The sequence below is a fragment of the Pseudoclavibacter sp. RFBI5 genome (assembly GCF_002931395.1).
GTDB lineage: Bacteria > Actinomycetota > Actinomycetes > Actinomycetales > Microbacteriaceae > Pseudoclavibacter.
The window spans coordinates 198,231-223,033 of record NZ_PSYA01000010.1; the positions used below are offsets into that span (position 1 = coordinate 198,231).

Annotated in this window: 25 protein-coding genes; 12 read left to right on the plus strand and 13 right to left on the minus strand. The window is 68.6% G+C overall.

Annotated elements, in window-relative coordinates; all coding sequences use genetic code 11:
• Positions 1–26: 26 nt before the first annotated feature.
• A complete protein-coding gene (locus C5E06_RS07910) occupies positions 27–1,211 on the plus strand; it encodes a cation:proton antiporter (RefSeq protein ID WP_181059341.1) in 1,185 nt (394 codons plus the stop codon).
• Between the two features lie 123 nt (positions 1,212–1,334).
• On the opposite strand, the gene C5E06_RS07915 is transcribed toward C5E06_RS07910, so the two are convergent.
• The 3 genes from C5E06_RS07915 to C5E06_RS07925 all read right to left on the minus strand — a co-directional run bounded on the left by C5E06_RS07915 (position 1,335) and on the right by C5E06_RS07925 (position 3,412).
• Positions 1,335–1,826, minus strand: a complete 492-nt coding sequence (locus C5E06_RS07915) for a histidine phosphatase family protein (protein ID WP_104241069.1) — start codon at positions 1,824–1,826, stop codon at positions 1,335–1,337.
• A 180-nt stretch (positions 1,827–2,006) separates the two neighbouring features.
• Entirely contained in the window at positions 2,007–2,849 is an 843-nt protein-coding gene (locus C5E06_RS07920) for an alpha/beta fold hydrolase (RefSeq protein WP_104241070.1), read from the minus strand.
• Between the two features lie 206 nt (positions 2,850–3,055).
• On the minus strand, positions 3,056–3,412 hold the full coding sequence (locus tag C5E06_RS07925; protein ID WP_104306541.1) for a hypothetical protein: 357 nt from the start codon (positions 3,410–3,412) through the stop codon (positions 3,056–3,058).
• 959 nt (positions 3,413–4,371) lie between these two features.
• Between C5E06_RS07925 and C5E06_RS07930 the strand changes: the two genes are divergently transcribed.
• Positions 4,372–4,938 carry a hypothetical protein gene (locus tag C5E06_RS07930; protein ID WP_146081333.1) on the plus strand — a complete coding sequence of 189 codons (567 nt, stop codon included), beginning with the start codon at positions 4,372–4,374 and terminating at the stop codon, positions 4,936–4,938.
• 75 nt (positions 4,939–5,013) lie between these two features.
• Here the strand turns inward: C5E06_RS07930 and C5E06_RS07935 are convergent, their stop codons facing one another.
• Together C5E06_RS07935 and C5E06_RS07940 are read right to left on the minus strand one after the other, a co-directional pair.
• The gene (locus C5E06_RS07935; RefSeq protein WP_104241074.1) at positions 5,014–5,460 is read right to left on the minus strand and encodes a VOC family protein; all 447 of its coding nucleotides are present in this window, start codon (positions 5,458–5,460) and stop codon (positions 5,014–5,016) included.
• A complete protein-coding gene (locus C5E06_RS07940; protein ID WP_104307247.1) occupies positions 5,457–5,936 on the minus strand; it encodes an SRPBCC domain-containing protein in 480 nt (159 codons plus the stop codon). The genes C5E06_RS07935 and C5E06_RS07940 overlap by 4 nt, the downstream gene beginning before the upstream one ends.
• A gap of 174 nt (positions 5,937–6,110) precedes the next feature.
• Between C5E06_RS07940 and C5E06_RS07945 the strand changes: the two genes are divergently transcribed.
• Positions 6,111–6,539: a YciI family protein gene (locus C5E06_RS07945; RefSeq protein WP_104241075.1), complete on the plus strand. Its 429-nt coding sequence runs from the start codon at positions 6,111–6,113 to the stop codon at positions 6,537–6,539.
• A 38-nt stretch (positions 6,540–6,577) separates the two neighbouring features.
• Entirely contained in the window at positions 6,578–7,936 is a 1,359-nt protein-coding gene (locus C5E06_RS07950; protein WP_104306543.1) for an RNA polymerase sigma factor, read from the plus strand.
• Between the two features lie 193 nt (positions 7,937–8,129).
• Here C5E06_RS07950 and C5E06_RS07955 read toward each other — a convergent pair whose 3' ends face one another.
• Entirely contained in the window at positions 8,130–8,831 is a 702-nt protein-coding gene (locus C5E06_RS07955) for a YceI family protein (RefSeq protein WP_104241077.1), read from the minus strand.
• 196 nt (positions 8,832–9,027) lie between these two features.
• On the opposite strand from C5E06_RS07955, the gene C5E06_RS07960 reads away from it, so the two are divergent.
• Positions 9,028–10,755, plus strand: a complete 1,728-nt coding sequence (locus tag C5E06_RS07960; RefSeq protein WP_104307248.1) for a long-chain-fatty-acid--CoA ligase — start codon at positions 9,028–9,030, stop codon at positions 10,753–10,755.
• Positions 10,756–10,765: 10 nt separating this feature from the next.
• On the opposite strand, the gene C5E06_RS07965 is transcribed toward C5E06_RS07960, so the two are convergent.
• Positions 10,766–11,986 carry an alpha/beta hydrolase gene (locus tag C5E06_RS07965; protein ID WP_104306544.1) on the minus strand — a complete coding sequence of 407 codons (1,221 nt, stop codon included), beginning with the start codon at positions 11,984–11,986 and terminating at the stop codon, positions 10,766–10,768.
• 123 nt (positions 11,987–12,109) lie between these two features.
• On the opposite strand from C5E06_RS07965, the gene C5E06_RS07970 reads away from it, so the two are divergent.
• Entirely contained in the window at positions 12,110–12,412 is a 303-nt protein-coding gene (locus tag C5E06_RS07970) for a DUF4287 domain-containing protein (RefSeq protein ID WP_104241079.1), read from the plus strand.
• Positions 12,409–12,861: a YchJ family protein gene (locus tag C5E06_RS07975; protein WP_104241080.1), complete on the plus strand. Its 453-nt coding sequence runs from the start codon at positions 12,409–12,411 to the stop codon at positions 12,859–12,861. Before C5E06_RS07970 ends, C5E06_RS07975 begins: the two co-directional genes overlap by 4 nt.
• 130 nt (positions 12,862–12,991) lie before the next feature.
• On the opposite strand, the gene C5E06_RS07980 is transcribed toward C5E06_RS07975, so the two are convergent.
• From C5E06_RS07980 to C5E06_RS07995, 4 genes are all read right to left on the minus strand, one after another.
• Entirely contained in the window at positions 12,992–15,694 is a 2,703-nt protein-coding gene (locus C5E06_RS07980; protein ID WP_104306545.1) for a phosphoenolpyruvate carboxylase, read from the minus strand.
• Positions 15,695–15,803: 109 nt separating this feature from the next.
• On the minus strand, positions 15,804–16,280 hold the full coding sequence (locus tag C5E06_RS07985; protein WP_104306546.1) for an SRPBCC domain-containing protein: 477 nt from the start codon (positions 16,278–16,280) through the stop codon (positions 15,804–15,806).
• 9 nt (positions 16,281–16,289) lie between these two features.
• Positions 16,290–17,399 carry a DNA alkylation repair protein gene (locus C5E06_RS07990; RefSeq protein ID WP_104306547.1) on the minus strand — a complete coding sequence of 370 codons (1,110 nt, stop codon included), beginning with the start codon at positions 17,397–17,399 and terminating at the stop codon, positions 16,290–16,292.
• Positions 17,386–18,126, minus strand: coding sequence for a TetR/AcrR family transcriptional regulator (locus C5E06_RS07995; protein ID WP_104306548.1), 741 nt, complete (start codon positions 18,124–18,126; stop codon positions 17,386–17,388). Before C5E06_RS07995 ends, C5E06_RS07990 begins: the two co-directional genes overlap by 14 nt.
• 183 nt (positions 18,127–18,309) lie before the next feature.
• Between C5E06_RS07995 and C5E06_RS08000 the strand changes: the two genes are divergently transcribed.
• The 4 genes from C5E06_RS08000 (at position 18,310) to C5E06_RS08015 (ending at position 22,394) form a co-directional block, all read left to right on the plus strand.
• Entirely contained in the window at positions 18,310–18,930 is a 621-nt protein-coding gene (locus C5E06_RS08000) for a hypothetical protein (RefSeq protein ID WP_146081334.1), read from the plus strand.
• Positions 18,931–18,998: 68 nt separating this feature from the next.
• Positions 18,999–20,177, plus strand: a complete 1,179-nt coding sequence (locus C5E06_RS08005; RefSeq protein ID WP_104306550.1) for an aminotransferase class I/II-fold pyridoxal phosphate-dependent enzyme — start codon at positions 18,999–19,001, stop codon at positions 20,175–20,177.
• Between the two features lie 56 nt (positions 20,178–20,233).
• On the plus strand, positions 20,234–20,911 hold the full coding sequence (locus C5E06_RS08010; RefSeq protein ID WP_258067565.1) for an ABC transporter ATP-binding protein: 678 nt from the start codon (positions 20,234–20,236) through the stop codon (positions 20,909–20,911).
• Complete coding sequence (locus C5E06_RS08015; protein WP_104306551.1) at positions 20,874–22,394, plus strand: hypothetical protein; 1,521 nt, start codon at positions 20,874–20,876, stop codon at positions 22,392–22,394. The genes C5E06_RS08010 and C5E06_RS08015 overlap by 38 nt, the downstream gene beginning before the upstream one ends.
• On the opposite strand, the gene C5E06_RS08020 is transcribed toward C5E06_RS08015, so the two are convergent.
• Entirely contained in the window at positions 22,379–22,942 is a 564-nt protein-coding gene (locus C5E06_RS08020; RefSeq protein WP_104306552.1) for a dihydrofolate reductase family protein, read from the minus strand. The genes C5E06_RS08015 and C5E06_RS08020 overlap by 16 nt on opposite strands.
• A 94-nt stretch (positions 22,943–23,036) precedes the next feature.
• Between C5E06_RS08020 and C5E06_RS08025 the strand changes: the two genes are divergently transcribed.
• Complete coding sequence (locus C5E06_RS08025) at positions 23,037–24,080, plus strand: LLM class flavin-dependent oxidoreductase (protein ID WP_104307250.1); 1,044 nt, start codon at positions 23,037–23,039, stop codon at positions 24,078–24,080.
• 13 nt (positions 24,081–24,093) lie between these two features.
• On the opposite strand, the gene C5E06_RS08030 is transcribed toward C5E06_RS08025, so the two are convergent.
• Positions 24,094–24,657, minus strand: coding sequence for a dihydrofolate reductase family protein (locus C5E06_RS08030; protein ID WP_104241089.1), 564 nt, complete (start codon positions 24,655–24,657; stop codon positions 24,094–24,096).
• Positions 24,658–24,803 lie beyond the last annotated feature (146 nt).

Sequence of the window (24,803 nt, forward strand, 5' to 3'; positions counted from 1 at the left end):
CGCGTGCCCGCTGTTACTCTGAGCGCGTGTCGGAACCCGGGGTCTTCCTCATACCGGCCCTCGCAGTGCTGGCCCCCCTCTTCACGCGCAGCATCTCGCGCTGGGTGAAGGTGCCCATCGTCGTGTTCGAGCTCCTCCTGGGCATCGCCGTCGGGCCGAGCTTCCTCGGCTGGGTCGACAAATCGGACCTGCTCGACTGGCTTTCCGAGTTCGGCCTCGCCGCCCTCTTCTTCGTCGCCGGCAACGAGATCCGCTTCCGCAGCCTCGGCGGCGGCCCACTCGCCCGCGCATCGCTGGCCTGGGTTGCGAGCCTCGTCATGGGGCTCGCCGCCGGGTTCCTCATCGCGCCGGGAGAGGCGGCCGTCATCATCGCGATCGCCCTCAGCTCGACCGCGCTCGGCACGCTCATCCCCATCCTCCGGGACGCGGGGGAGCTCAGCTCGCCCTTCGGCAAGGCGACGACCGCGATGGGAGCGGTCGGCGAGTTCGGGCCCCTCGTCGCGATCTCCATCTTCCTCGGCACCCGCTCCCCGGGCGTCTCCACGCTCGTGCTCGCGCTGTTCGTCGTCATCACCGGCGTCGCGATCTTCGTCGCGGTGCGCATGCAGCACGGGCACCTGCATCGACTCGTGAGCGCGAGCCTCCACACCTCAGGTCAGTTCGCGGTGCGCGTCGTCATCTTCACGCTCGCCTGCCTCGTGGCCCTCAGCGCGATGCTCGACCTCGACATCCTCCTCGGCGCCTTCGCCGCCGGCGTCATGTGGCAGATCATCATGCGCAGCGCGCCGGAGGCCGACCGCGAGCAGGTCGAGAGCAAGATCGAGGCGATCGCCTTCGGCTTCCTCGTGCCCCTCTTCTTCATCTACACGGGCGTCACCTTCAACCTCGATGCGCTCCTCGGCAGCCAGCTCGCGCTCATCCTGCTGCCGGTGTTCCTCATCCTGCTGCTGGCGATCAGAGGCCTGCCCGCCCAGCTCGTCGCACCGCGTGGCGCGGGCAACCGCGAACGGGCGGGTATCGGCCTCCTCAGCGCGACAGCCCTGCCCATCATCGTCGCCGTGACCGCGATCGGGGTCGACCAGAAGGTCCTCGACCCCGGCCTCGCATCGTCGCTCGTCGGAGCGGGAATGCTCTCCGTGCTGCTCTTCCCCATCCTCGGCATGGCACTGCGGCCAGCGGACGCGAAGCGGCACGAGAGCGCCAACGTCTGACGCAGCGGGATTGCTGCAGGGACGCGGCGAGATTGCTGACGGGACACGGGGCTTCGACCGAACAGTCTGGGATGGCGGCCGTCAGGTGCGGCGACCGTCAGAGACGGCGCTCGTGTGGAGAGGTCAGCGCGGCGCTCGGAAGGCCGTGATGTTCGCGGAGTTCCAGCGCAGCGCATCCCACTCGCCGTGGAACGTCAGAACGGTGATCCCCGAAGTGGGGTAGCCGTGCCGGATCTCCCGCGCCAACTCCGAGTCCTTGTCGGCGGCCAGCGCGATCGCAGTGCCCGAGACGGTCGGCTCGTGGCCGATGACGAGCAGCGTCTGCACCTCGGCGTCGGTCTCCTTGACCTGCTCGAGGTAGTCGTCCTCGCCGCCCATGTAGAGGGTGCTCGGGAACTCGGCGGGAGCGAGGATCTCGGCGGTCTCGAGCGTCTGCCGCGTGCGGGCAGCCGGCGAGCAGAGCACCTTGTCGACCTTCGGCGCGTTCGCGCGCAGCCAGTCGCCGGCCTCCGCGGCCTCCTGCACGCCCCGGTCGGCGAGCGATCGCTGGCGGTCGTCGATCGTCATCGGATGCTCGGCCTTGGCATGGCGGAGAAGGATCAGAGTGCGGGGCATGGGGCCAGCCTAGAGAACGAGATGGGCAACACGTCGAAGGCTGACCGCGTCGGTCGCTTTCGCGAGCTGCATGGGTCCGCAGCGACTGTTTCGCCACGCGATCGCGCCCCGCGCATCCGCTTTATATCTTTGATATCTGCGGAGGCGCGGGGCGCGACGTCGTGCGGACTGCTCGGTCTGTCAGGCCTTGACGAACTTCAGGAGCGCCGCGTTGACTTCCTCGGTGTGGGTCCACAGGAGTCCGTGCGGGGCGCCGTCGACCTCGACGTACTCGGCCTCAGGGAACGCCGCGTGGAACGGGCGCCCCGTCGCGTCGATCGGCAGGATGTTGTCGCTCGTGCCGTGCAGGATGAGCGACGGCTTGCCGCTCGCGCGCACCGCCGCGACGTCCTCGCGGAAGTCCTCGATCCACGTGGGCACAACGGCATAGGCGGCGACCGGCGCCGACTGGGTTGCCGTCGTCCAGTTCGCGTCGACGACCTCCTGGCTGATGCGCGAGCCCAGGTTCTCGTCGAGGTTGTAGAAGTCCTTGTAGAAGTTCGTGAACCAGGCGAAACGGTCGGCCTTCGCGTTGTCGGAGATGCCGTCGAAGACCTCCTGCGGAACGCCCGTGGGGTTGTCGTCGCGCTGCACGAGAAACGGCTCGAGCGAGGCGAGGAAAGCCAGCTTCGCAACACGGTCATGACCGTGCTTGCCCACGTACCGCGCCAGCTCGCCGGTGCCCATCGAGAAGCCGACCAGGATCACGTCGCGCAGGTCGAGGGTCTCGAGGACCACGTTCAGGTCGTTCGCGAACGTGTCGTAGTCGTAGCCCTCGGTCACCTTGCTCGACTCACCGAAGCCGCGGCGGTCGTACGTGATGACGCGGTAGCCAGCGGCCAGCAGTTCTCGCGTCTGCCGCTCCCAGCTCGCCCCATTCAGGGGGTACCCGTGGATGAGGACCACCGGCTGCCCCGCGCCGTGGTCCTCGTAGTAGAGCTCGATGTCCGTGCTGTTCTGCGTCCCGACCTTGATGTAGCCCATGGCGGTGCTCCCTTCATCGTGGCGAATGCGACCGGCCCCGCGACGAGATCGTGCGGCGAGGCGTCGCGGAGACAATCCAAGGACACGCGCCTGACCGCGAACCGAGACTGTGACGCCGGAAGGCTCCGAGCGTCGCCGTCTTGAGTGCGGAGGCGAGAGCCTCAGCGGGCGGGGCGAGGACTGGTGGGGGCCGTGGTCGAGGTGAGTCAGGTCGTCTGGACTGCGCGGAGGTCACCTGCTGGTGGGAACGGCAGCAGGTACTCGTTGTGCGGCACGGTCATGTCGCCCCAGTCCTCGCGCTTCACGCGGATGCGGATCGCCGACACCTCCGTGATGCGCACCCGAGTCCAGTGGCCGTCCTCGAGGCGCAGCTCGTAGGCGTCGGCGAGGTAGCCGATGCCGGTCTCCTCCAGGAGGGTCTCGGCCTCCAGCCAGTCGATGGCATCCGAGCGCTCCCGCCCGAGCAGGTCGATGACGACGAAGCCGTCGCCTCGAGGGCACATCCACCCGAGAAGCTCGCCGTCTCCTCGTCGGTGCTCGATCCATTCGCTGGGTGCAGTCATGCGTCGATGCTAGCCAGCCGCCGGAGACGGTTGGCGAGGTGTGGATAACTTCTGCGCGAATTCTCGGAGGCCACTACGTTGACGCCCATGCGTTCAGGGGAGAGAAGCAGGCGTGCCGTCAGGGCCGCGCTGCTCGTCATGCTCAGCGTCGGGTCGGCCATCGGGGTGAGCGGATGCGCGCCCCGGGAACCGGCCCCAGGGCCAACCCCCAGTCCAACGCTCAGCGCGCCGCCCGGCACCGCGCCCGTGCTGCCGACCAACGAAGAAGCCCTCGCGATCGTGGAGGAGCTCGTGCCCGCTGCGATCGCGGCTGAGGTCCGCGCAGGAACCACCGGCGACTTTGCGGAACTTGAGACTTTGGCGGGCCCCGACTATGTAACTGAAGCACGTACCGGGGCGGAAAACATGGCGGCAGAGTCGCTCCACATAACAGGTCAAATCCACGTGGATTCGTTCGCGGTTCAGAGCGTGAGCGTCGATCACGGGCTTGTAGTCATTCGCACTTACGGGTGCTATGACATTTCGTCGACTCAACTTGTGGACGCGACCGGCACAAATGTTAGAGGTTCAGAAGTGCCGGTGCGCGTACCTGTGGTGTTCCGCGTGCAAACTGACCCGTTGGACTTCAAGCTAATGGAGACTTCGCCGTGGCCAAGTTCCACGTCCTGTTAGTGGCCTCGGTTCTGGCCGCGGGCATCCTGGTTGAAACACCTGATCTCCTGCCTACGTGCACGGTCTTCGCCTTCCAGGGTGGCAGCTGCGGAGGCGCATCGAATGGTGGCGACAGCGTCAACATTCAGGTGGAAGAGACGTACTCGGACGAGTCCACATCTCCGGACCTCTCCGACGGCGGCGGGGGCGGGTGGGACGACGGAGAGAGCGGCGGAGATGGTGGCGATGCAGCTGCCCCGGGCGGCCCGCCTCCGTTCACGCCCAGCGTGAGGGCTCTGGCGTCGCCGATGAGCTCGCTCCTCACGCCGGTGCAGTGCCGAGGCTGCGGCGGCGGGGGAGGCGCACGACCGACCGTGCCGGCCCCGCCCAGGAGCTTCACGATCAGCGACGTGCTCACGCTCGCACCGGCCTCGGTGACGCTCACGGCGGAGCCGTCCACGTGGAGCATCGTCGGGTCCCACACGAACTTCTTCACCACTGCGACTAAGCACGCCGCTGCAGGCACCGTCCTCGGGCACCCCATCACCGTGACCTTCACGCCCGTGTCCTACCGATGGAATTCCGGCGACGGCACCACGAGGGAGACGACCACGCCCGGGGCGAGCTGGGCGGCACTCGGCCAAGAGGACTTCACCGCAACGGCAACCAGCCACGTCTACCGCGAAAAGGCCACCGTGCAAGCTTCCGTGACCGTCGTCTACACGGCGAGCGTGACCCTCGCGAACGGTACGAGCATCCCCGTCACCGGCACCCTCGACCGAGCCTCCGCGGCTGTGCCGATCGAGCTCTTCACCGCCGACACCGTCATCACCGTCGGCGACTGCAGCGAGCACCCGCAACAGCCCCGCTGCTGACCAGCCCCAGACAACGACCGTCGCGAGCGAAGGCGAGCAATCGCGAACGCGAACTCGAACCCAGCTCGAGGCCGGCTACTCCTGCCCGGCCTGATCGAAGACGACGGAACCGTCAGGCAGCACCGCCCAGCCCGGGTTGTGCGCCACCTCCCAGACGACGCCATTCGGGTCCTCGACGAGCCCATGGAAGACCCCGCCGAACTCACCCTCCTGCGGCACTTTCAACATCACCCCGCCACCGGAAGCCATCGCCGACACCACCGCGACGACCTCCTCCCGGCTGCCCACGTTGTGCGCCAGCGTCACACCGGACACCGTCGACCGCTGCTCGCCCGTGCCCAGGTCACGGTCGAACTTCTCCGCATCGAAGAAACCCAGCACCTGACCGGCCCCGATCTGGAAGAACAGCACCTCGCCCACCACATCCAGCAACGGCTCCCACCCCAGCGCCTCCGAGTAGAAGCGCCGCGCCTCGTCCAGATCACGAGTCGCGAACGTCACGAAGTTCACCTGCTGCTTCACGAGCGACCCACAAACGCCGACAGGTTCTCCAGCGACGACGACATACCGTCGACGTGGTCCGCCTGAGCGATGCCGCTCGGCACGTCGTACGCCGAAACCGTCACCAAGGTCCCGCCAGGGAACTCCGCCAGCTCCCACACCATCGTCATCGTTCCAGCGAACGCGGGGTCTTGCGACTCGAACACGACCTGCTGCGAGACCCGCTCGTCGGGGACGAGCTCCACGAGTACAGACGCCGAGACATCCCGAGACTCGGACGTCTTCCCGCCACCCGCCGGCACCTCCGCGTAGGTGAGCTCGAGCACGCTGCGCCCGCCCACCCAGGGCTCGAAGCTCAGGTACCTCCCCGACATGCCCTGCGGCGGCAACCAGGACTCAAGCGCCCGCTGGTCCAGCAAAGCCCCATAGACATGGGATGCGCTCGCTGGCAGCACCCGGGAGACCCGGTCGACGCGTGGTTCGAAATCGCTTGTCATGACCGGAAGGTAACAACCCGAGGTGGGGATGCGCCGACCGGCCTGCAGAAGAAAATCCAAAGAAGTTTCCGACGTGTGTCGATTCCGCCGGCTCCCGTTCGACGCAATAGTAGAAGGGTGCTGACCGGCACCCTGAAACCGGCCCCGAATGGGTCGCAGACAAGGAGAACCATCATGAAGTTCATGCTCATCATGCGCGCCACCGACGAAGCCAAGGCCTCGTACGAGAACACCGACTTCACCGAGATCATCAACGCCATGGGCAAGTACAACGAGTCGATGATGGAGGCCGGTGTCCTGCTCGCAGGCGAAGGCCTCGCCGACGACCTCAGCACGGCGTTTGTCGTCGACTTCACCGGCGAGCAGCCCGTCGTCACCGACGGCCCATACGGCGAGACGCATGAGCTCTTCAACGGCTTCTGGATCATCGAGACCGCAACCCGCGACGAAGCCATCCAGTGGGCGTCCCGCGCCCCGCTCCAGGGTCCAGGGTCGAAGCTCGAAGTTCGCCGCGTCACCGACATGAGCGATTTCGAAGGCCACGAGGACAACGAGTACCTCCGCAAGGAAGAGGGCTGGCGCGAGGAACAGGCGGGCGCCTGAGACCCGGCACGTCTCGAGTCCTCACCTCGCCACCGGCCATGACCGCCTCCGAGCACGGCCACGAACCTGAGACGCGCGGCGGCTCCGCCGGGGGTGCTGCCGCTTCCGCTGCCGTTGGTGTCGAGGTCGACGTCGACGTCGACGCCAGCAAAGCTCCGCGTGCGAGCGTGGCGGCTATCGATGCGGTCTGGCGCATCGAGAGCGCGAGAATCGTCGCCACCTTGACGAGGATGGTCGGCGACGTCTCCCTCGCAGAGGACCTCGCGCAGGAAGCGGTCGCCGACGCGCTGACGCAGTGGCCAGCGTCGGGCGTCCCGCTCAACCCGGGTGCCTGGCTCACGGCCGTCGCCAAGCGCAAGGCCATCGACGGATGGCGGCGGCGCGAGCGACTCGACGAGCGCTACAGCGCCATCGCGCGCGACCTCAGCGAAGCGGATGCATCTGCGAGCGACGAGTGGGAGCCGATCGGCGACGACGTCCTTCGGCTCATGTTCGTCGCCTGCCACCCGGCGCTCTCCCGCGAAGCCCAGGTGGCCCTCACTCTGCGCATCGTCGGTGGCCTGACGACTGGCGAGATCGCGCGCCTCTTCCTGCTGCCGGTCGCGACCGTGCAGCAGCGCATCGTGCGCGCCAAGAGGAGCCTCGGCGCCGCCAAGGTGCCCTTCGAGACGCCCGACCCCAGCGAATGGACCGCCCGCATCAAGGGGGTCCTCGCCGTGATCTACCTCATCTTCACGGAGGGGTACGCGGCGACTTCCGGCGACCGCTGGCTGAGATCCGACCTCGCGGCCGAGGCGCTGCGCCTCGGCCGCGCCCTGAGCAGCATGCTGCCGCGCGAGCCCGAGGTGCTCGGGCTCGTCGCGCTCATGGAACTGCAGTCCTCGCGCTTCGCGGCGCGCGAAGCAGCGGACGGCACCCCGATCCTCCTCGCAGACCAGGACCGTCGCCGCTGGGACCGATCTGCGATCCTCCGCGGTCGCACCCTCCTGGCGCGAGCGGATGCGCTGGGCAAGGGGCGAGGCACCTACTGTCTGCAGGCCGCCATCGCCGAGCGTCATGCGGTCGCACCATCCGTTGCGAACACCGACTGGCCGCAGATCGTCCTGCTCTACGAGGTCCTCGGACGCATCGCGCCGAGCCCCATCGTCGAGCTCAACCGTGCGGTGGCCGTGTCGATGGCGACGGGACCCGCCAGCGCGTTGGCGATCGTCGACCGGCTGGGTGCATCCGGTGCTCTCGCCGGCGGTCCGCTGCTCGCGAGCGTCCGCGGGGAGCTGCTGGTGCAGCTCGGGAGGGTGGATGAGGCTCGCTCGGAGCTGCTGGTCGCCATCCAGCTGAGCGGCAACGAACGGCAGCGCCGGGTGCTGCAAGGCAAGCTCGACGCGCTCGGGGCCTGAAACCGGGGTCGCGCTGAAGCCGCGTCACGCAGAAACGACCAACTTGCGTGACAGGCGGGCTGCCCGGGCCAAGTTCTGGCCGGATGCACCGGTTCTGTCACGCAAGTTGGTCAGCGGATGGAGTGTGAGGACGGGCGTGTGGGGCGGCTTGGGGACGAAGCCCAGGCCGGAGGTGTCGGCTGGGTGATGAAGGCTAGGCGCGCTCGAGCACCAGGAGGAACTCGACGTCGCCAGTGGGCTCGACGGAGACGAACCCGAGGTTCGGCGCCTCGACACCGTAGTCGGCGAAGGTCACGGGGATGCTGCCTGCGACCTGCACGGTCTCGCCGTCGAGGCCGGCCGTGATGTCGATGCTCACCTGCTGGCTGACGCCGTTGAGCGTGAGCGTGCCCGTCGCCGGGATGGTCTCCTGCGTGCCTTCGGCGAGGCCATCGAGTGCTGCGACGGGCTCGTCGAGCGTGAAGGTCGCTTCCGGGTTCGTGGTCGTGTCCATGGCTTCGGTGCGGAAGTACTCGTCGCGGCGCTGCTCGTCGGTCGCGATGGACGCCACGTCGACCGTGATGTCGGCGGCCGTGAGCTCGGTGTCGGTGGTCGTGAGGGTGCCGGAGACGGTCTCGGTGCGTCCGGTGACGGTCACATCCGTGCCGTTGAGGACCTCGTCGACGCGGTAGCCCGCGTAGGAGCCAGCGGCGACGGTCCAGGAGCCGGCGAGCGATCCGACATCCGCGCTGCTCGGGGTCGTGGATTCGATCTCGAGGGCAGGAGCTTCAGCTGCGGGGGCGGCGATGACATCGCGGTAGATCATGGGGCCGAACACTGCGGCCGCGATGCCGATCACCACGACGACAGCCGCGATGACGATGCCGATGGTGGCTTTCTTCGATGGCTTCTTCATAGTTGTAGCTTGAAGCACTTTTCTATGGACGAGCTATGGGTTTGGCGTCACCTTCGTCTGAGAAGAGGACTGGTGCTTTCATCCGCGACCCGTCTATGGCACGGCCCTGACCGACGCACGGCTCCAGCACAACCGCCCCGTCATAAGGTTCGAGTGCACCGCTGTGCGCGCAGCCGTGATCGTCGAAGGGACCCCGGTGAACGACGCCAACGAGACCAGCAAGACTTCCGCCCTCGCATCCCGGCCATGGCTGGCCGCCTACGCGGAGGACGTGCCCCACGACATCCCGGAGGTTCGCGAATCGCTCGTGGACCTGCTCGACAACGCGGTCAAGCGGTTCGGGTCTCGACCCGCGCTCGAGTTCTTCGGGGCGGAGACCAGCTATGGCGAGCTCGGCGAGCAGGTTGCTCGGGCTGCTGAGGGGCTCCGCAAGCTCGGAGTCGGGGCCGGAGACCGGGTGGCGCTCGTGCTCCCCAACTGCCCGCAGCACGTCGTCGCCTTCTACGCCGCGCTCCGTCTCGGTGCCATCGTCATCGAGCACAACCCGCTCTACACGGCCCGGGAGCTGCGGCACCAGTTCGAAGACCACGGCGCGAAGCTCGCGATCGTCTGGGACAAGGTCGCGGACCTCATCTCCGAGCTGCCGAGCGATGTGGTGCCGGAGACGATCGTCGCCGTCAACATGTCCTCGGCGCTCCCGTTCGGGAAGCGACTCGCCCTGCGCCTGCCCATCGCCAAGGCCCGCGAGTCGCGCGAGGCCATGACGGCAGCGCCCTCGGACCGCAGGGTGCTCAAGTGGGAGCGCATCGCGAACGCCAAGCGCATCTCGAAGCGAGTGCCGCATCCCGGCATCGATGACGTCGCGCTGCTGCAGTACACGAGCGGAACGACCGGCAACCCCAAGGGGGCGATCCTGACGCACCGCAACCTGCGCGCGAACGCGGCGCAGGGACGCGCCTGGGTGCCGGGCCTCACCGAGGGGCGCGAGACCTTCTACGGCGTCCTTCCGCTCTTCCATGCGTACGGTATGACGCTGTGCCTGACCTTCGCCATGAGCCTCGGCGCCAAGCTCGTTCTCTTCCCGAAATTCGACGTCGATCTCGTGGTCGCGGCGGCGAAGGCGTCGCCGCCGACGTTCCTGCCCGCGGTTCCGCCCATCTACGATGCGCTCTCGCGGGCGTCCTCCCGCAAGGGCGTCAGCTTCACGAGCATCCGCTTCGCGATCTCCGGGGCCATGAGCCTGCCCGTGAAGACCGTCGAACGGTGGGAGGAGGTCACCGGCGGACTCCTCGTCGAGGGGTACGGCATGACCGAGACCTCACCGGTCGCGCTCGGCAACCCGGTCGGTCCGAGCCGCCGCCCCGGCACGGTTGGGGTGCCGTTCCCAAGCACGCACATCCGCGTCGTCGACCCCGAGGATCCGAGTGTGGAGCGTGCCTTCGGTGAACCGGGCGAGCTGCTCATCCGCGGCCCCCAGGTCTTCCAGGGCTACTGGAAGCGCCCCGACGAGACGCGGGAGGTGCTGCTCGCGGGCGGCTGGCTTCGCACGGGTGACATCGTCACCGTCTCGGACGACGGGTTCGTGACGGTCGTCGACCGCATGAAGGAGCTCATCATCACGGGGGGCTTCAACGTGAGCCCCTCAGAGGTCGAGGAGGCGCTCACGGCGCATCCCGACGTGGAGGGGGCGGCAGTCGTCGGCCTGCCCCGCAGCTCCGGTGGCGAGGATGTGACTGCCGCCGTTGTCCTCCGGGAGGGCGCCGCGTTCGATGCAGATGCCCTTCGTGACTTCTGCCGCTCCCGCCTCGCCTCCTACAAGGTGCCGAAGCGGGTCGTGCAGGTCGACGAGCTCCCGAAGTCGCTCATCGGCAAGGTGCTCCGTCGACAGGTGCGGGACGGGCTCGTCGCGAAGCGCAGCGAGTAGCGCCGAGAGGCTAGCGAACGAGGCGCGCATCGAGCCAATCGAGGAGCACCTCGTTGACCGCGGTGCGAGCGAGCGGCTCGCAGTGTGCGTCGGCGCCGTTGACGGCGGTGAAGCGGACGAGCTCTGCTTCGGGGACAAGCGACGCGAGTTCCTCGGATTGTCCTGGCCAGAACTGCTCGTTCTCCGGTGCCGTGATGAGCAGTGGCGTCGTGATCGAGCTGGCGAGCTCAGCCGTGAGGCGATACTTCTCGACCTCCCGGTAGACGGCGAAGTAGCCGGTGCTGGCGTACGGCTTCGCGCGGAAGCTCCACACTGCGCGCTCCGCAGCGCTGTGGCCGAGACCCAGCTTCATGTACTGGTCGAAGTGCTTCGAATCGCCCTTCGCGAGTTCGTGGCGCAGGGGAGCGGGCAGGTGCGAGAGCCATGAGGTCGACACATCCGTCACCCCGGGGTCGACGATGGCCGCGGCCACGCGGTGCTCGAACGCGAGCGCTCGTGGCACCCAGTAGCCGGCCTGGCTGACGCCGTAGACCGCGACTCGTGAGGCATCCACGCCTGAGAGTCCGAGCGCCGTGTCGACGACCGGCGTCAGCACAGCCTCGAAGTCGGGCCTGAAGTGCGACCCGGCGACGAGCTGGCTCTGCTGGCCGGGGCCGTCGAAGTACAGCACGGCGTAGCCCCGGGCGGCGGCAGATGCTCCCATCGTGGAGTAGAGGTCGGTGAGTGTTCCGTCGCTGCCGTTCACGAGCACCAGGAGCGGAGACGGCCCGTCCGCGGCACCGACCTCGGGACGCTGCAGGTAGCCGGGGAGGCCGCCCTTTCCGAAGCGGATCGAGAGTCGCTCCAGCGGCACTCGCCGGATGTCCGCGAAGCGGTCCCAGGCAGCGCGGTGCAGCGCGAAGGCGTTCGTGTAACCGCCATCGTCGCCGATCGCAGCGATCGCGTTCAAGGCATGGCCGTAGTAGGCGGATGCGCGAAGCCACTGGGCGGCGGCCGTCGCTGTTCGCCCATTGTCCGTCGAGACCTCGGCAAGCTGCCGCGTGACCTGGGCTCGGGCGAACCATGCCCTGATCCACGACTCCCGCTTCCCGTCCTCGATGGCGGCGAGCGTTGCGAAGATCTCGCCCAGATCGCCGGCACCCGCACCGACGGATCCGAGGACGACCTTGGCCTCGAAGTTCTGGTCTGCGTCGTGGAACAGCGGCCGCGACAGTGCTGGATGGTGCGACATAGCCTCATCTTCCTCCTGCTCTGGCGGGCCCGGTCCGATCCGCAGGCATTTGGAAGGAAGGTCGGGTCGTTAGGATGCCAGCACGGTTCTCCGGCCAGAGGCGAGCCCAGGGAGGGTGCATCCATGTCGTTCCAGTCGTACCTCGACAACATCGAGGAGAAGACGGGCCTCACGCCGCGTCAGTTCATCGCGATCGCGAAGGAGAAGGGTCTCGATGCCGAGGCCACGAAGGCCGGGGAGATCCTCGCCTGGCTCAAGGAGGACTACGACCTCGGTCGAGGCCACGGGATGGCGCTGGTGCACGTCATCAAGAAGGGGCCGAAGATCAGCGACAAGCACGTCGGAAAGGCGGGCCCGCACGGCGACGAGTCGGACACCCTGTGGCTGGATGGCAAGGCCACCAAGCCTTCGGCGGCGAGCGAATGAGCGAGGCAACGGCAGCGTCCCACGACGCGGCGCCGGGCACGGAGACCCAGCCCGAGACCCAGTCTCGGGCGGAGCCCTGTCCGTGCGGAAGCGGGGCCACGTACGCCGAGTGCTGCGGCGTCTTCCACGCAGGCGCCCCAGCTCCGACAGCTGAGGCGCTCATGCGATCCCGGTACTCGGCGTTCGCTCGCCGGTTGCCGGACTATCTCAACGCGACCTGGGACGCGGAGACCCGCCCAGCTGACCTCGAGCTCGAAGACGGCACGGTGTGGCGGCGTCTGCAGATCGTCGACAAGTTCGACGGCGCAGAGGGCGACTCGACGGGGGTCGTCGAGTTCCGGGCGTCGTACCGTGACGCCGACGGTGCAGGTCTCCTCCACGAGCGCGCCCGCTTCAGGCGAAGCGACGGGCGCTGGGTCTACGTCGACGGCAGGGTCATCCGCGACTGAGGCGCGCACCTGGGAGGGACTTGCCCTTTCGTGTCTCCACCAGCCAGCCGGGCCACAACGACGAAGAGGCCGCCATCCCCGCGGGGATGACGACCTCTCGCTGCGTCGGCGACACGAGTCGCCGGCGGCGTCAGCCGGTGTTCTGGAGACCGGCGGCGACGCCGTTCACGGAGAGCAGCAGGAGTCGCTGGAGCTCGGCGGCCTCATCCCCGTCCGGCTTCCTGGCGTCGTCACGCAGCCTGCGGAGCGCGCGCAGCTGCAGGAGCGAGAGCGCGTCCACGTAGGGGCTGCGCATCTTCACGGCGCGCTGCAGCACGGGCTTGCGCTCGAGCAGCTCGGCGCCACCCGTGATCCGGGTGACCCAGCTCGCCGTGAGATCGAGCTCGCTCGTCACCAGCTCGGCGAGCTCCGGGCGGTCGCCGAGCTCCAGGTAGCGGCGGGCGATGCGTCCGTCCGTCTTCGCGAGACTCATCGCGACGTTGTCGATCATCGACCTGAAGAGCGGCCATTCGGCGTAGGCGGCCTGCAGCTGGTCGAGGTCGCCGACCGCGTCGAGCGCCGTGCCGAGGCCGAACCAGCCGGTCAGGTTGATGCGCGCCTGCGTCCACGCGAACACCCACGGGATGGCGCGCAGGTCTTCCAGGGACTCAACGGAGAGGCCGCGGCGGGCGGGGCGCGACCCGAGGGCGAGCATCCCGACCTCCTCCATGGGGGTCACTCTGGCGAACCACGGTGCGAACCCGGGGGCCTTCACGAGCGCGAAGAACCGCTCGCGTGACGCGGAGTCCATGGTCGCGGCGACCCCTGCGTACTTCTCGGCGGCATCCGCGTTGCGGGTCTCCGTCGACGGGGCCGAGGCGAGGAGCGTCGCCGAGATGACCTGGTCGATGTGCCTGGCCGCGATGTCCGGGTCGCCGTACCTGGCGAAGATGACCTCACCCTGCTCGGTCAGCTTGAAGCGACCGTCGACGGAGTGCGGCGGCTGGGCCAGGATCGCGACGTTCGCGGGGCCGCCGCCGCGGCCGAGCGCACCGCCGCGGCCGTGGAAGAGGGTGAGCTCGATGCCGTTCTCGCGGGCCCAGGCGGCGATCTGGCTCTGCGCCTCGTACAGCGCGAGCGTCGCAGCCACTGGCCCGACGTCTTTCGAGGAGTCGGAGTAGCCGAGCATGACCTCGAGCCTGCGCCCGTTGCCGGCGAGCAGCTCGACGACCTCGGGCTGCTCGAGCATCTCGGCGAGGATGCGAGGAGCCGCCTGCAGGTCGGCGAACGTCTCGAAGAGGGGGATCACGTTGAGCGCGGGGGGAGTCGCCCCGGGGCCCGTCGCCGCGACGGCGAGCTTGTAGACGTTGGCGATGTCCTCGGACGACTGCGTGAAGGACACGATGTAGCGGCCTGCCGCGCGCGGGCCGTGGCGCTCCTGGATGAACGCGATCGAGCGGAACACGTCGAGCACCTCGGCGGTCAGCTCGCTGGGCTCCGCGCCCGCCTCCTGCTCGGCGAGTTCGGCGAGCACCTTGCGGTGCACCTGCGAGTGCTGGCGCACCTCGAGCTCGGTGAGGTGGAAGCCGAACGTCTCGACCTGCCAGATGAGGTGCTGCAGCTCGCCGGAGGCGTGCCGGCCAGCGCCAGCGGCGACGAGCGATGCCTGCAGGATGCGCAGCTCCCGCAGCAGCTCGTCCGGCACCTTGTAGGCGAGGTCCGCGTTGCGTCTCCGGGTGGCTTCGATGCGGCGGGCGATGAGCAGCAGGATGCGGCGGTGCGGCTCTCCGGGCGAGCGCTGGGCAATCTCGGCCGCGGCACTCTCGTCGCCGCTGCCGAGGCGCGCGAGTAGGGTCGCGGCGGCCGCGTCGAGGGGCGTGGTGTCGGCGCCGAGCGTGAGCGTGCGCCCGATTCGAGCCGAGGCGCGCTCGAGGCCGAGGAGGACGTGCTCGGATGCGATGACGGCGGCCTGACGGCTGACCTTCGCGGTCACGAACGGGTTGCCGTCTCGGTCGCCGCCGATCCAGGAGCCGACGCGCACGAAGGGTTCGGCGATGGGCTTCGACGTTCCAGAGAGCGCACCCTGCAGGGCCTCATCGACTCGGCGGTAGACGCGGGGGACCGTCGTGAAGAGGGTCTCGTCGAAGACGGCCATGACGGTGCGCACCTCGTCGACGGGCGTCGGCTTGTCGCTGCGCAGCGGCGAGGTGCGCCACAGCAGGTCGATCTCCTCGAGCAGGCGACGGGTCAGCTCCTGAGCGGCGGGGCTGCCCTCGGATGCGCCACCCGAGAGCCGCTGCTCGTCGCGTTCCTCGAGCAGGTCGCTGATGCGACGGATCGCGGAGGAGACAGCCCGTCGGCGGGCCTCGGTCGGGTGCGCCGTGAAGACGGGGTGGAAACGCAGGGCGCGGACCCGCACCGACGCGGCCTCCGCACCGATCTCGTCGCTCAGGCGCGCGAACGCCTGCGAGATCGTGTCTTCCTGCTGCTTCGATGGTGAGGTGCCGCGGGCGCGAAGCACGCGCACGCGGTGGTGCTCCTCGGCGAGGTTCACGAGGTGGAAATAGCAGGTGAACGCCCGCGCGACCTCGTCTGCTCGTGCCGGTGAGAGCGCATCCACGAGCTCCTCGGCGGAGGCGAACGAGTCGTTCGCGGCCGCGCCGTCGTGCTCGTAGGCCGAGATCGTGAGGCGACGCAGTCGCTCGACGTCGTCGAGGAGCTCGGGGCCTCCCGTCTCTGTCAGGACCTGGCCGAGCAGGGTGCCGAGGAGGTGCACGTCAGAGCGCAGCTCATCTGGCAGTTCAGCGCCAGCCTCAGTGCGGCTGGCGGGGGAGTTCGTTGGGGCTTCGAGCATGAGCCCAGGCTACCGATGCTGTGTATCGACAATGTGACACGGCATCCATCATGACCGGGAATGACATCCGCTCGGGTGATGCGAGGACAAGTGGGGATCGCGCGGTCGGTCAGGCCTCTGCAGAGGGGGCATCCAGGTAGTCCTCGAAGACGGGCGTCTCGAGGCCGTCCTTGGCCGCCAGCATCAGATCGAGGTAGTAGTTCCAGCCTGCCCGGATATCCGAGAGCATCGCCACGGGCACCTCGAAGTGCTCGAAGACGAGCCGAGTGGCCTCGCCCCGCACCCCGGACTCCGCCAGCGAGACACGCAGGTGCCACGATCCGGCTGCATCCTCGGTCGTGACCTCCAACAGGCTCGGGGCCTCGCAGCGCCGGATCGTCGCCGCGCTTGCCCGGGCACCCTCCTCGGCCACGAGCTGCAGCCCGATCCGGCCGCGCTGCTCGTCAGTGAAGTGCCACGGGCCGATCCACTTGGCCGTCTTCTCGCTCGCCGTGAACCACAGCCACAAATCCTCCCGAGCGGCGTCCACGCTCCGCTCGAGACGAATGGTCTCGGTGGCGACTGCTTCGGAGGGTTCTTCGGGCATGCGGGTATCTCAGCACACCGGGTCGAGAACCAGGTCGAATTCGGCGAATCCGTGCCGGACACCGTTGACCTGCAGCTCGATGGCATGCACGCCGGGATGGTAGCGGCGCGTGGTGATGGGTCTGACGGCGTGCCGTTTGCTGATGCTGAGCGTGGCGCCCGGTGCGAGTGTCGTCGTCGAGATCTTGAACGTCTTCGGGGTGCGGCTGCCGTCCGCCTTGACGTGGTGCACGACGTAGTCGACGACGAGATCCGCCGCGACCTCACCACGATTCGTGATGCTGGCGGTGATGAGCAGTTCCTCGCCGAGCACCATGCTCGCGCGATCGAGCGTGGGCCCCTCCACGACGACCTCCGCCGAGCTGAAGCCGAGGAGCGCCAAGGCGTCGAGGTCTCCCCGTTTCACGAGCGTCCTGAGAGCGTGGCGAACGAGTCTCGGCGTGTGCTCGTCACCGTCGGCGAGCCACGCGGCGGCCGTCTCGCAGACCAGGGTCGCGTCGTGCCTGCTGATGTCGTTCAGGTGGTTGGCGACCGAACGGCGAACGACCTCGCTGTCGTCGCGGTAGAGCGCATCCAGAATCGGGATGCACAGGCGCGCATCGCGGGTGATCTCGGCGACCCGAGTGCCCCACGGCAGGTACGGCCGTGTCCCCTCAGACGCGAGCCGACGCACATGCTCGTTGTCGCTCCTGGTCCACTCGAGCATGATCTCGAGTGCCCGCTCGAGCCTCGCCCGCAGCATGGGCCGCACCGCCCACTCGCAGGTCAGCCGAGGGGTGAGTTCCGCGAGGAGCTGCATGCCGTCGTCGAACGCCGCAGCGCCGCCATCGACGATGGCGGCAGCGGAAACCGCATTCGAGATCGGCCACACCATCCACCCTTCGAGGGCGGACGACTCCAGCGCACGGCGGATGATCGCGGCGAACTCGGGGTAGCCGACCGGGAGGTCCTCCAAGATGGATGCAGCGAGGTGGGAGCTCCGCGCGCCGAGGGCGAGCCCGTCGAGGCCATCAGCGGTCGCCCGCGTCGCGGAGAGCTGATGGCCTCCGGCCGCCGATTGCAGCAGCTGCACCATCGCGGAAGCCTGTTGGGCTCCGAGGAGCTCATCAGCGAAGGGCATGCTGAGCCTCCTCCGCGCGCGACGTGCTCAGCGCGTCGTCAGTCATCTCGGAGACGCCGGTGGTCTGGTAGTCGCCGAAGGCCGAGTCCACGAGCTTCTCGACGCGCTCGGCGCTCTCGGGCGTCGTGAGGCCGAGCAGGATCATCCGCCAGTGCACGCCGATACGCTCCACGAGGTCCTGCCGGTCGGTCAGCGCCCCAGAGAGCAGCTGCGTGCCCGTGAAGGACGAGACGAAGAGCGAGCTGACGTGGTCGGCGCTGAAGTCGCCGCGGATGCTGCCCTCTCGCTGGCAGATCCGAATGACGGGACGGATGCGCGCGAGCCAGTCGAGATAGGAGCCGTGCGACAGGAAGCTCGAGCCGATCTCCGACGTCACGATGACGCCTGCGAGGACCACGACATCGCTCTGCAGGAGCTTCGCGAACGCGACGGACACCTTCAGGAGCGCGTCGATGCCGCTTGCCGCCGACCTCGTGGCCTCGGCCACCGCATTCGATGCCCGCGCCGCGTACTCGCCGAGGACCGCCTCGGCGACCGCCTCGCGGGTCGCGAAGTGGTGGTAGAAGGCCCCGTTCGTGACTCCCGAGTTCGCCCGAATGCGCGACAGGGTCGAGCTGGCGAAGCCGTACTCCACGAAGGTGGTGGCCGCTGCGAGCACCAGGCGACTCCGAGTCTGGATGCTGCGCTGCTGCTGGGGTCCGCCGGCCGATCGGGCGAGGGCATTCATAGCCAGTGAGTGTAGTGACGATCGGGGCAGTACCGCACCCCGTTCGGGGTGTGGCGAGGATGGCGGTATCGGCCATATGTGAAGACGAATTCGTCGCGAACGCGCCGACACTGCTCCGTCAGCATGCTACGTTGCGCGGAGATTTTCAGTGCGGAGCAACACCGCTCGTGAGTTTGGAGAGCCGTGGGAGTACTCGTACATCCGGACCAGGACGTGCATCCTGACGTCCGATTGGCGATCGTTGAAGAGCGTCTTCGAGTTGTCGCCGACCACGGCTCGGGTGCACCGTGGCTGCTCGCGCGACCATTGGAGCGGGCGCTCACCGAGGTCCGAACGAGGCACCTCGACCTCATCTTCCTCACTCGCCTCTCCAGCGAGCCGGCGACGTCCGTCGTGCTGCGGGCCCAAGGGCGACGATTCCTGGACGAGCTCGACGATCTCCCGGAGCTGCTCGTGCCATCCGCGATCATGATCGCCAAGGACCGGGCCGGGGCGCTGCGGGTCCAAGGCGCACGCCCCGGAGAACGAGGGGAGAGCAGACCGGTGTGGCTGGAGGAAGGCACGTCGGCGTTCATCAGCGACGACCCCCGACTTCTCGAGGAGGTCTTCTCGCCCCGCTCTGCGCACCTCGACCGGGACGCCTGGCAGTCGATCAAGACCGTCCCGGCGGGCGCCTGGCTGCACACCCAAGCGGGCAGGAGCCCGCGAGTGCGAGCGATCACGGACGACCAGGCCTCTTCACCGTCCCAGGCCTCTTCACCGTCCCAGGGCGCGCGCACCGGGGCTGGCGCCACCAGGAGCTGAGCGTCGCGTTGCTCGGCGGACGCCCCCCCCAACTGCCCTGAGGCCGGGCCACCTGGCATCCTTGGGGTATGAAGCTCTCGCATCGCGCCCAGACGGTCGAGCCGTTCCACGCCATGGCATTCGGGCAGCGTGCCGCCGCCCTCGAAGCGGAGGGCAAGCGCGTCGTCAAGCTCTCGTTGGGGGAACCCGACTTCGGGGCGCCGCCTGAGGTTCGCGAGGCGATGCGCGATGCCATGGATGGTCGGCCGCTCCCGTACACCGTCGCGCTCGGGCTCCCAGCGCTCCGCGAAGCGATCAGCGAGTTCTACCGCATCCGTCACGACGTCGAGGTCGACCCGGCCCGCATCCTCGTGACCTCGGGCGCCTCGGCGGCCCTCCTGGTCGTCGTGGCCGCCACCACCGACCCCGGTGACGATGTGGTCATGGCCGATCCGTCGTACCCCTGCAATCGGCAGTTGGTCGAGAGCTTCGGCGGACGGGTGGTCGGCGTGCCCACGAGCATCGAGTCCCGCTACCAGCTCGACGTGCCCAGCGCCGAAGCGGTCTGGGGTGAGCGGACGTCCTCGATCATGGTCGCGACGCCGTCGAACCCGACCGGCACCTCCGTGCCCTTCGAGGAGCTCGGTGCCCTCTGCGCGTTCGCCCGAGAGCGGGGCGCGTGGCGAATCGTCGACGAGATCTACCTGAACCTCTCCGACCCGGGCGAGGACGGCACCCCTCCGCGGAGCGTCCTGAGCGTCGACCCGGAAGCGATCGTCATCAACAGCTTCTCCAAGTACTTCGGCATGACCGGCTGGCGACTCGGCTGGGCCGTGCTCCCTGAGGCTCTCGTCCCGGCCGTCGAGAAGCTCGCGACGAACTACTTCCTGTCGGCGTCGGCACCGGCGCAGCTTGCCGCTCTCGCCGCGTTCACCCCCGAGTCGCTGTCGATCTGCGAGGAGCGCCGGGTCGAGCTCGCCAATCGTCGCGAACTCGTGCTCGAGGGCCTGCAGCGCATCGGTCTCCCGGTTCCAGTCCTGCCCGACGGAGCCTTCTACGTGTACTTCGACGTGTCCCGGACCGGTCTGTCCTCGTGGGATTTCTGCGGACGGGCGCTCGAGGAGGCCCAGGTCGCGCTGACACCTGGCCGCGACTTCGGAGCGCACACGGGCGAGACCCACGTCAGACTCTCCTATGCCGCCTCGCGAGCGGAGCTCGTCGAAGGGCTGCGCCGCCTCGAAGCGTTCGTCGAGGGGCTGCGGCCGTGAGCGGGTCCGGCCCTGGGGGACGTGATCGCGGTCCTGGTCGAGCGGAGGATGGCTGCGTGCCAGTCGTCCGCGTCGAGGGTCTCTCGGTGAAGCGCGGGGGCACGCGGGTGCTCTCCGATGTCGATCTCGCGGTGCCGGCCGGATCGGTGCTGTGCCTGACGGGGGCGAACGGCTCAGGGAAGACGACGCTGCTCCGCGCGCTGGCCGGGCTCGTCACGCCGAGCGAGGGCCGAATCCTCCTCGACGACCGGCCGGTGGATGAACGGAGTCCGCGGTTCCGGCGCAGCCTCGCGGCTCTGCTCGGGTCGGTCCCCTTCTCGCTCACCCTGAGTGCACGAGAGCATCTGACGGCCGTCGCAGCATCGTGGGGGACCACCACGCTCGAGGGGGAGCGTTCCGCAGATACGGTGCTGGCGCGCCTCGGCATCGAGCATCTGGCCACGCGGTTCCCGCATGAGCTCTCGTCCGGGCAGTTCCAGCTGCTCTCACTGGCCACCGTTCTGGCGCGTCCGTTCGACGTGCTCGTGCTCGACGAACCCGAGCAGCGTCTCGACGAGGAGCGACGTGAGCTGCTTGCCCGCATCCTCGTGGAAGAGCGAGACAGGGGCGCGGCGATCATCGTCGCGACCCACAGCCGAGCGCTCATCGAGGCGCTGGGTGCGGACGAGTTGCGGCTTGCCGGCGAACGCGAACGCGATGGCGACGACCAGGGCGGTGGGCGTGCGGCGGCGTGAGGGTGCGTACCGCGCCTACCTCGCGGGAGCGGTGGTGCTCGTCGCGGTCGCGCCACTGGCGCGGATGCTGTTCATCGCGCTCCTGGAACCTGCCTCGATCGCCTGGCTTACGTCTCCGGCGTTCGCAGAGCAGCTTCGGATCGTGGCTGCCGCGGTGGTACCCCTCGGTCTGCTGGTGGGGACGACTCGTGGTCCGGCCCTGCTTGATCCCTTCGCTACGGTCACCCTCGGTTCCAATGACGTGCCGAGGCGCGTCTCGTTGCGGCGGCCGTTCCGGCGGAGTGCACTCGCAGCCTCGGCGGGGACGGGGCTATTGGCCTGTCTCCTGGGGGCCGCGTTGGTCGTGGGCGTCGGGGCCCCTCTGGTGCCAGTGGCGTGCTTCGTGGCGGCGTCCGTCGCCCTGGCGTGCCTCGGCGTGATCGCGGCGCTCGTAGGCCAGGTCATCGGCAGCCTGCGCGCGTGGGTGGCGGCGATCGCTCTCGGTCTTCTCGGGGTGTCGCCCCTTGGGGTCGGGGCATGGTTCGGGTCGATCTGGACCGGCGTCGTCGGCCTGAGCGGCGGGAACGGTCGAGGGCTCCACTCGGCCCTCGAGGGCTGGCTTGGGCATGACGCGGGCCTGAGTCTCGTTCTCGTCGGTGCACTGGTGCTCCTCGGGGTCCTTGCGGTTGCGCTCGCCTCCGTGCCTCGGCTGCTGGATCGACTGCGGGGTGACGAGCTCCTCCGGCAGGCACGGCGCCGTGAGGCTGCCGCCTTCGCCGCAGCGGCAGGGGAGTTGGCGGGCGCATCGGCGGCGTACCGCGAGGTGCCCTCGATGGGGAGGGGGCTTCGAGCCGTCGTCGGCGGGCCGCGCGTGCTGTCCATGCTGGTCCGCGATGGGGTCGGTGCGTTGCGGACACCGCAGCGGACCGTGTTCGGGCTCGTCGGGGTTGTGGCCGCGGCCCTGCTCCTGGGGTTGGCCGTCAGCCCGTCGGCGGTCGCCGCGCTGGCCGCGCTCGGTGGCTCCATTCTGATGTTCCTCGCCCTGGCCCCGTTCACCGAGGGGTTCCGGCATGCGGCCGACGCTGCCGCAGGGGCCGCCGTCTTCGGAACGCCGACGGGCGAGCAGTTCCTCCTACACGCCGCGTTCCCGCTGGTCGTCGTCGTCCTTGTCGTCGGAGTCACGCTCCTCGTCTCGGGTGGCGGTGGTGGTGCCGCGCCCCTGCTCGCAAGCCTCGCCATGGTCGCCGTGCGCGCCTACGAAGCGGGCCGCGGGCACCTCCCTCCGCTGCTCCTGACGCCCATGCCGAGCGAGGTCGGCGACGTGTCCGTGCTCGCGAGGCTCGTCTGGCAGCTCGACTCGGTCATCATCTCGGGGCTCCTCGGGCTGGCCGCGACGATGCTCTGGGCTGTGGGCCTTCCAGTCGTCTCGATCGTGCTTCTGGTCGCGGGCGCGCTTGTGCTCGCTCTGGCGACGAGGTCACGCCTTCGTCACCTCCGCGGGTAGCTCACCTCGTAGCGCGCTTCCACGAACTGTCCCCGCGCGTGCGCGGAGGTCAGGCGCAGTGCATCCGCTTCAATGCGGCGGGGGAGCACCGGAGCTCCGGAGGGGAGGGTCACCGGCGCGATGGAGAGGCGGACCTCAGTCAGGTGGCCTGAGTCGTAGAACTGGCCGGCGAGGTCTCCGCCACCCACGACCCAGATATCGCGGTCGCCGGCGGCCGCTGCAATGGCGCCGATGTGGTCGGCGATGGCACCCCGCACGAGGTGGATGTCGAGTCCCTCAGGGACGGGCAGGTCGCGGCTCGTGAACACGAACGTCGGACGGTCGGCGTAGGAGGCTCGCCACTTCTCGGGATGCTCGTCGAGACCCTCGTGGTCGTAGACCCACTGGTAGGTGGTCGATCCCATCACGAGCGCCCCGACGCTCGCCAGGAACGAGCCGAAGCTGTCGTCGTCGGGCTGGTCGACGACGAACAGCCAGTCGAGAGCGTCGTTGTCGTCGGCGATGAAGCCGGAGAGGGTCGTGGCGGTGTTGTAGATCACGTTCGTCATGCGAGGAAGGTAACCCCGACCTCCGACAATCGGGAGAAGGCGACACGCGAGCGGTCTCGGGAATGCGACATGCATCCCAGACGCTGTGCTCAGCATGCGCAAGAAAATCGGCTTCCTCTCGTTCGGGCACTGGCACCCGTCTCCGCAATCGGGCACGCGAACGGGCGGTGATGCGCTCGTGCAGTCCATCGAACTCGCGGTCGCGGCGGAAGAGCTCGGCATCGATGGCGCCTACTACCGCGTGCATCACTTCGCGCGACAGCTCGCTGCCCCATTTCCGCTCCTGGCAGCCGTCGGGGCTCGGACCAGCCGCATCGAGATCGGCACCGGCGTCATCGACATGCGCTACGAGAACCCCCTGTACATGGCGGAGGAGGCTGCCGCTGCCGACCTCATCAGCGCACACGCCGGTGGCGAGGGGAGGCTCCAGCTCGGTCTGAGCCGAGGCTCACCCGAGCCCGCCCAGGACGGCGCACACGCGTTCGGCTTCACTCCGCCTGAGGGCAAGACCGATGACGAGCTGGCCCGCGCGAAGACGGAGCTGTTCCGCGCGGCGATCACCGGTGCGGGGCTCGTTGCCGGTAACCCCCAGATGACAGGCTCGACGGCGCCGCTCCCCATCCAGCCGCAGTCCGCCGGCCTGGACGACCGCATCTGGTGGGGCTCCGGAAGCCGAGCCAGTGCCGTGTGGGTTGCGGAGCAGGGCATGAACCTCATGAGCTCGACGCTGCTCACGGAAGACACGGGCGTTCCGTTCGATGAGCTGCAGGCCGAGCAGATCCAGGGGTACCGGGACGCGTGGGCGGCCGCCGGACACCGTCGAGAGCCCCGGGTCTCGGTGAGCCGCAGCGTCATCCCCATCACGACCGACGAGGACGTGACCTATTTCGGCGGGCGAGGCGGCGGGGAGGGCGATCAGGTCGGTGTACTCGACGGGATGCGCTCACGCTTCGGTCGTACCTACCAGGGCACTCCCGATCGTCTCGCGGAGGAGCTCGCGGCGGATGCTGCCGTCCAGGCGGCGGACACCCTGCTGCTGACCGTGCCGAACCAGCTCGGTGTCGCCTACAACACGCGGATGCTCGCCACCATCGCCGAGCACATCGCTCCGGCGATCGGCTGGTCGCGCGAGGGGTAGTCGACAGCGCGGGTCAGCGCAGGACGCGGTATCGGAGATGCACGACGCCCGACTCGAAGGTTCGCGAGTCGAGCAGCTCGAGGTTCGTGCGGCGGTCGTTCTGTGAGAAGAACGGCGTGCCGCCTCCGACGAGGACGGGACATATGCGCAGCAGGTACTCGTCGACCAGGTCGAGATCAGCAACCTGATGCGCCAGCTCTGCTCCACCGATCGCGATCGGTCCTTCTCCCGGTTCGGCCTTCAGGCGCTCGATCTCCTCGGCGAGCCCGTCCTCGGCGATCCTGGTATTGCCTTGCACCTCGGTGATCGTGTTCGAGAACACGATCTTCGGCAGGGCGCGCCAGAGCTCGGCGAACTCCGTCTCGAGCTCCCCATATTCCCGGGCTTCGTCGGTCGGCTCCCAGTAGACCATCGTCTCGTACAGGCGGCGACCCATCAGGTGGAAGTCGGCCGCTCGCACCTCCTCGGTCGCCAAGCGGAACACCTCCTCGCTGGGGTCTCCCCAGTCGAAGCTGCCGTCTGAGTCCTTGATGTACCCGTCGAGGGTGAGGGCCAGCGAGTAGGTGACCTTGCGCATCAGCGAACCTCCTTGTTCGTGCCTTTCAAGCTACCACCGGCCGGGGGCCGGTCGTCTCCCTGCTTCCCGGAAACTCGCCGTTTGATCTGGGGTTTCGCTGAACGGTGAGCCCCCGGGGGCCAATTGTCGGTGGTCCGGTCCAAGAT

Coding starts and splice junctions, on each gene's coding strand:
- C5E06_RS07915 (WP_104241069.1), bottom strand. CDS start 1,826: ATGCCCCGCACTCTGATCCTTCTCCGCCATGCCAAGGCCGAGCATCCG.
- C5E06_RS07920 (WP_104241070.1), bottom strand. CDS start 2,849: ATGGGCTACATCAAGGTCGGGACGCAGAACAGCACGGACATCGAGCTC.
- C5E06_RS07925 (WP_104306541.1), bottom strand. CDS start 3,412: ATGACTGCACCCAGCGAATGGATCGAGCACCGACGAGGAGACGGCGAG.
- C5E06_RS07930 (WP_146081333.1), top strand. CDS start 4,372: ATGAGCTCGCTCCTCACGCCGGTGCAGTGCCGAGGCTGCGGCGGCGGG.
- C5E06_RS07940 (WP_104307247.1), bottom strand. CDS start 5,936: ATGACAAGCGATTTCGAACCACGCGTCGACCGGGTCTCCCGGGTGCTG.
- C5E06_RS07945 (WP_104241075.1), top strand. CDS start 6,111: ATGAAGTTCATGCTCATCATGCGCGCCACCGACGAAGCCAAGGCCTCG.
- C5E06_RS07950 (WP_104306543.1), top strand. CDS start 6,578: ATGACCGCCTCCGAGCACGGCCACGAACCTGAGACGCGCGGCGGCTCC.
- C5E06_RS07955 (WP_104241077.1), bottom strand. CDS start 8,831: ATGAAGAAGCCATCGAAGAAAGCCACCATCGGCATCGTCATCGCGGCT.
- C5E06_RS07965 (WP_104306544.1), bottom strand. CDS start 11,986: ATGTCGCACCATCCAGCACTGTCGCGGCCGCTGTTCCACGACGCAGAC.
- C5E06_RS07970 (WP_104241079.1), top strand. CDS start 12,110: ATGTCGTTCCAGTCGTACCTCGACAACATCGAGGAGAAGACGGGCCTC.
- C5E06_RS07975 (WP_104241080.1), top strand. CDS start 12,409: ATGAGCGAGGCAACGGCAGCGTCCCACGACGCGGCGCCGGGCACGGAG.
- C5E06_RS07980 (WP_104306545.1), bottom strand. CDS start 15,694: ATGCTCGAAGCCCCAACGAACTCCCCCGCCAGCCGCACTGAGGCTGGC.
- C5E06_RS07985 (WP_104306546.1), bottom strand. CDS start 16,280: ATGCCCGAAGAACCCTCCGAAGCAGTCGCCACCGAGACCATTCGTCTC.
- C5E06_RS07990 (WP_104306547.1), bottom strand. CDS start 17,399: ATGCCCTTCGCTGATGAGCTCCTCGGAGCCCAACAGGCTTCCGCGATG.
- C5E06_RS07995 (WP_104306548.1), bottom strand. CDS start 18,126: ATGAATGCCCTCGCCCGATCGGCCGGCGGACCCCAGCAGCAGCGCAGC.
- C5E06_RS08005 (WP_104306550.1), top strand. CDS start 18,999: ATGAAGCTCTCGCATCGCGCCCAGACGGTCGAGCCGTTCCACGCCATG.
- C5E06_RS08015 (WP_104306551.1), top strand. CDS start 20,874: ATGGCGACGACCAGGGCGGTGGGCGTGCGGCGGCGTGAGGGTGCGTAC.
- C5E06_RS08020 (WP_104306552.1), bottom strand. CDS start 22,942: ATGACGAACGTGATCTACAACACCGCCACGACCCTCTCCGGCTTCATC.
- C5E06_RS08025 (WP_104307250.1), top strand. CDS start 23,037: ATGCGCAAGAAAATCGGCTTCCTCTCGTTCGGGCACTGGCACCCGTCT.
- C5E06_RS08030 (WP_104241089.1), bottom strand. CDS start 24,657: ATGCGCAAGGTCACCTACTCGCTGGCCCTCACCCTCGACGGGTACATC.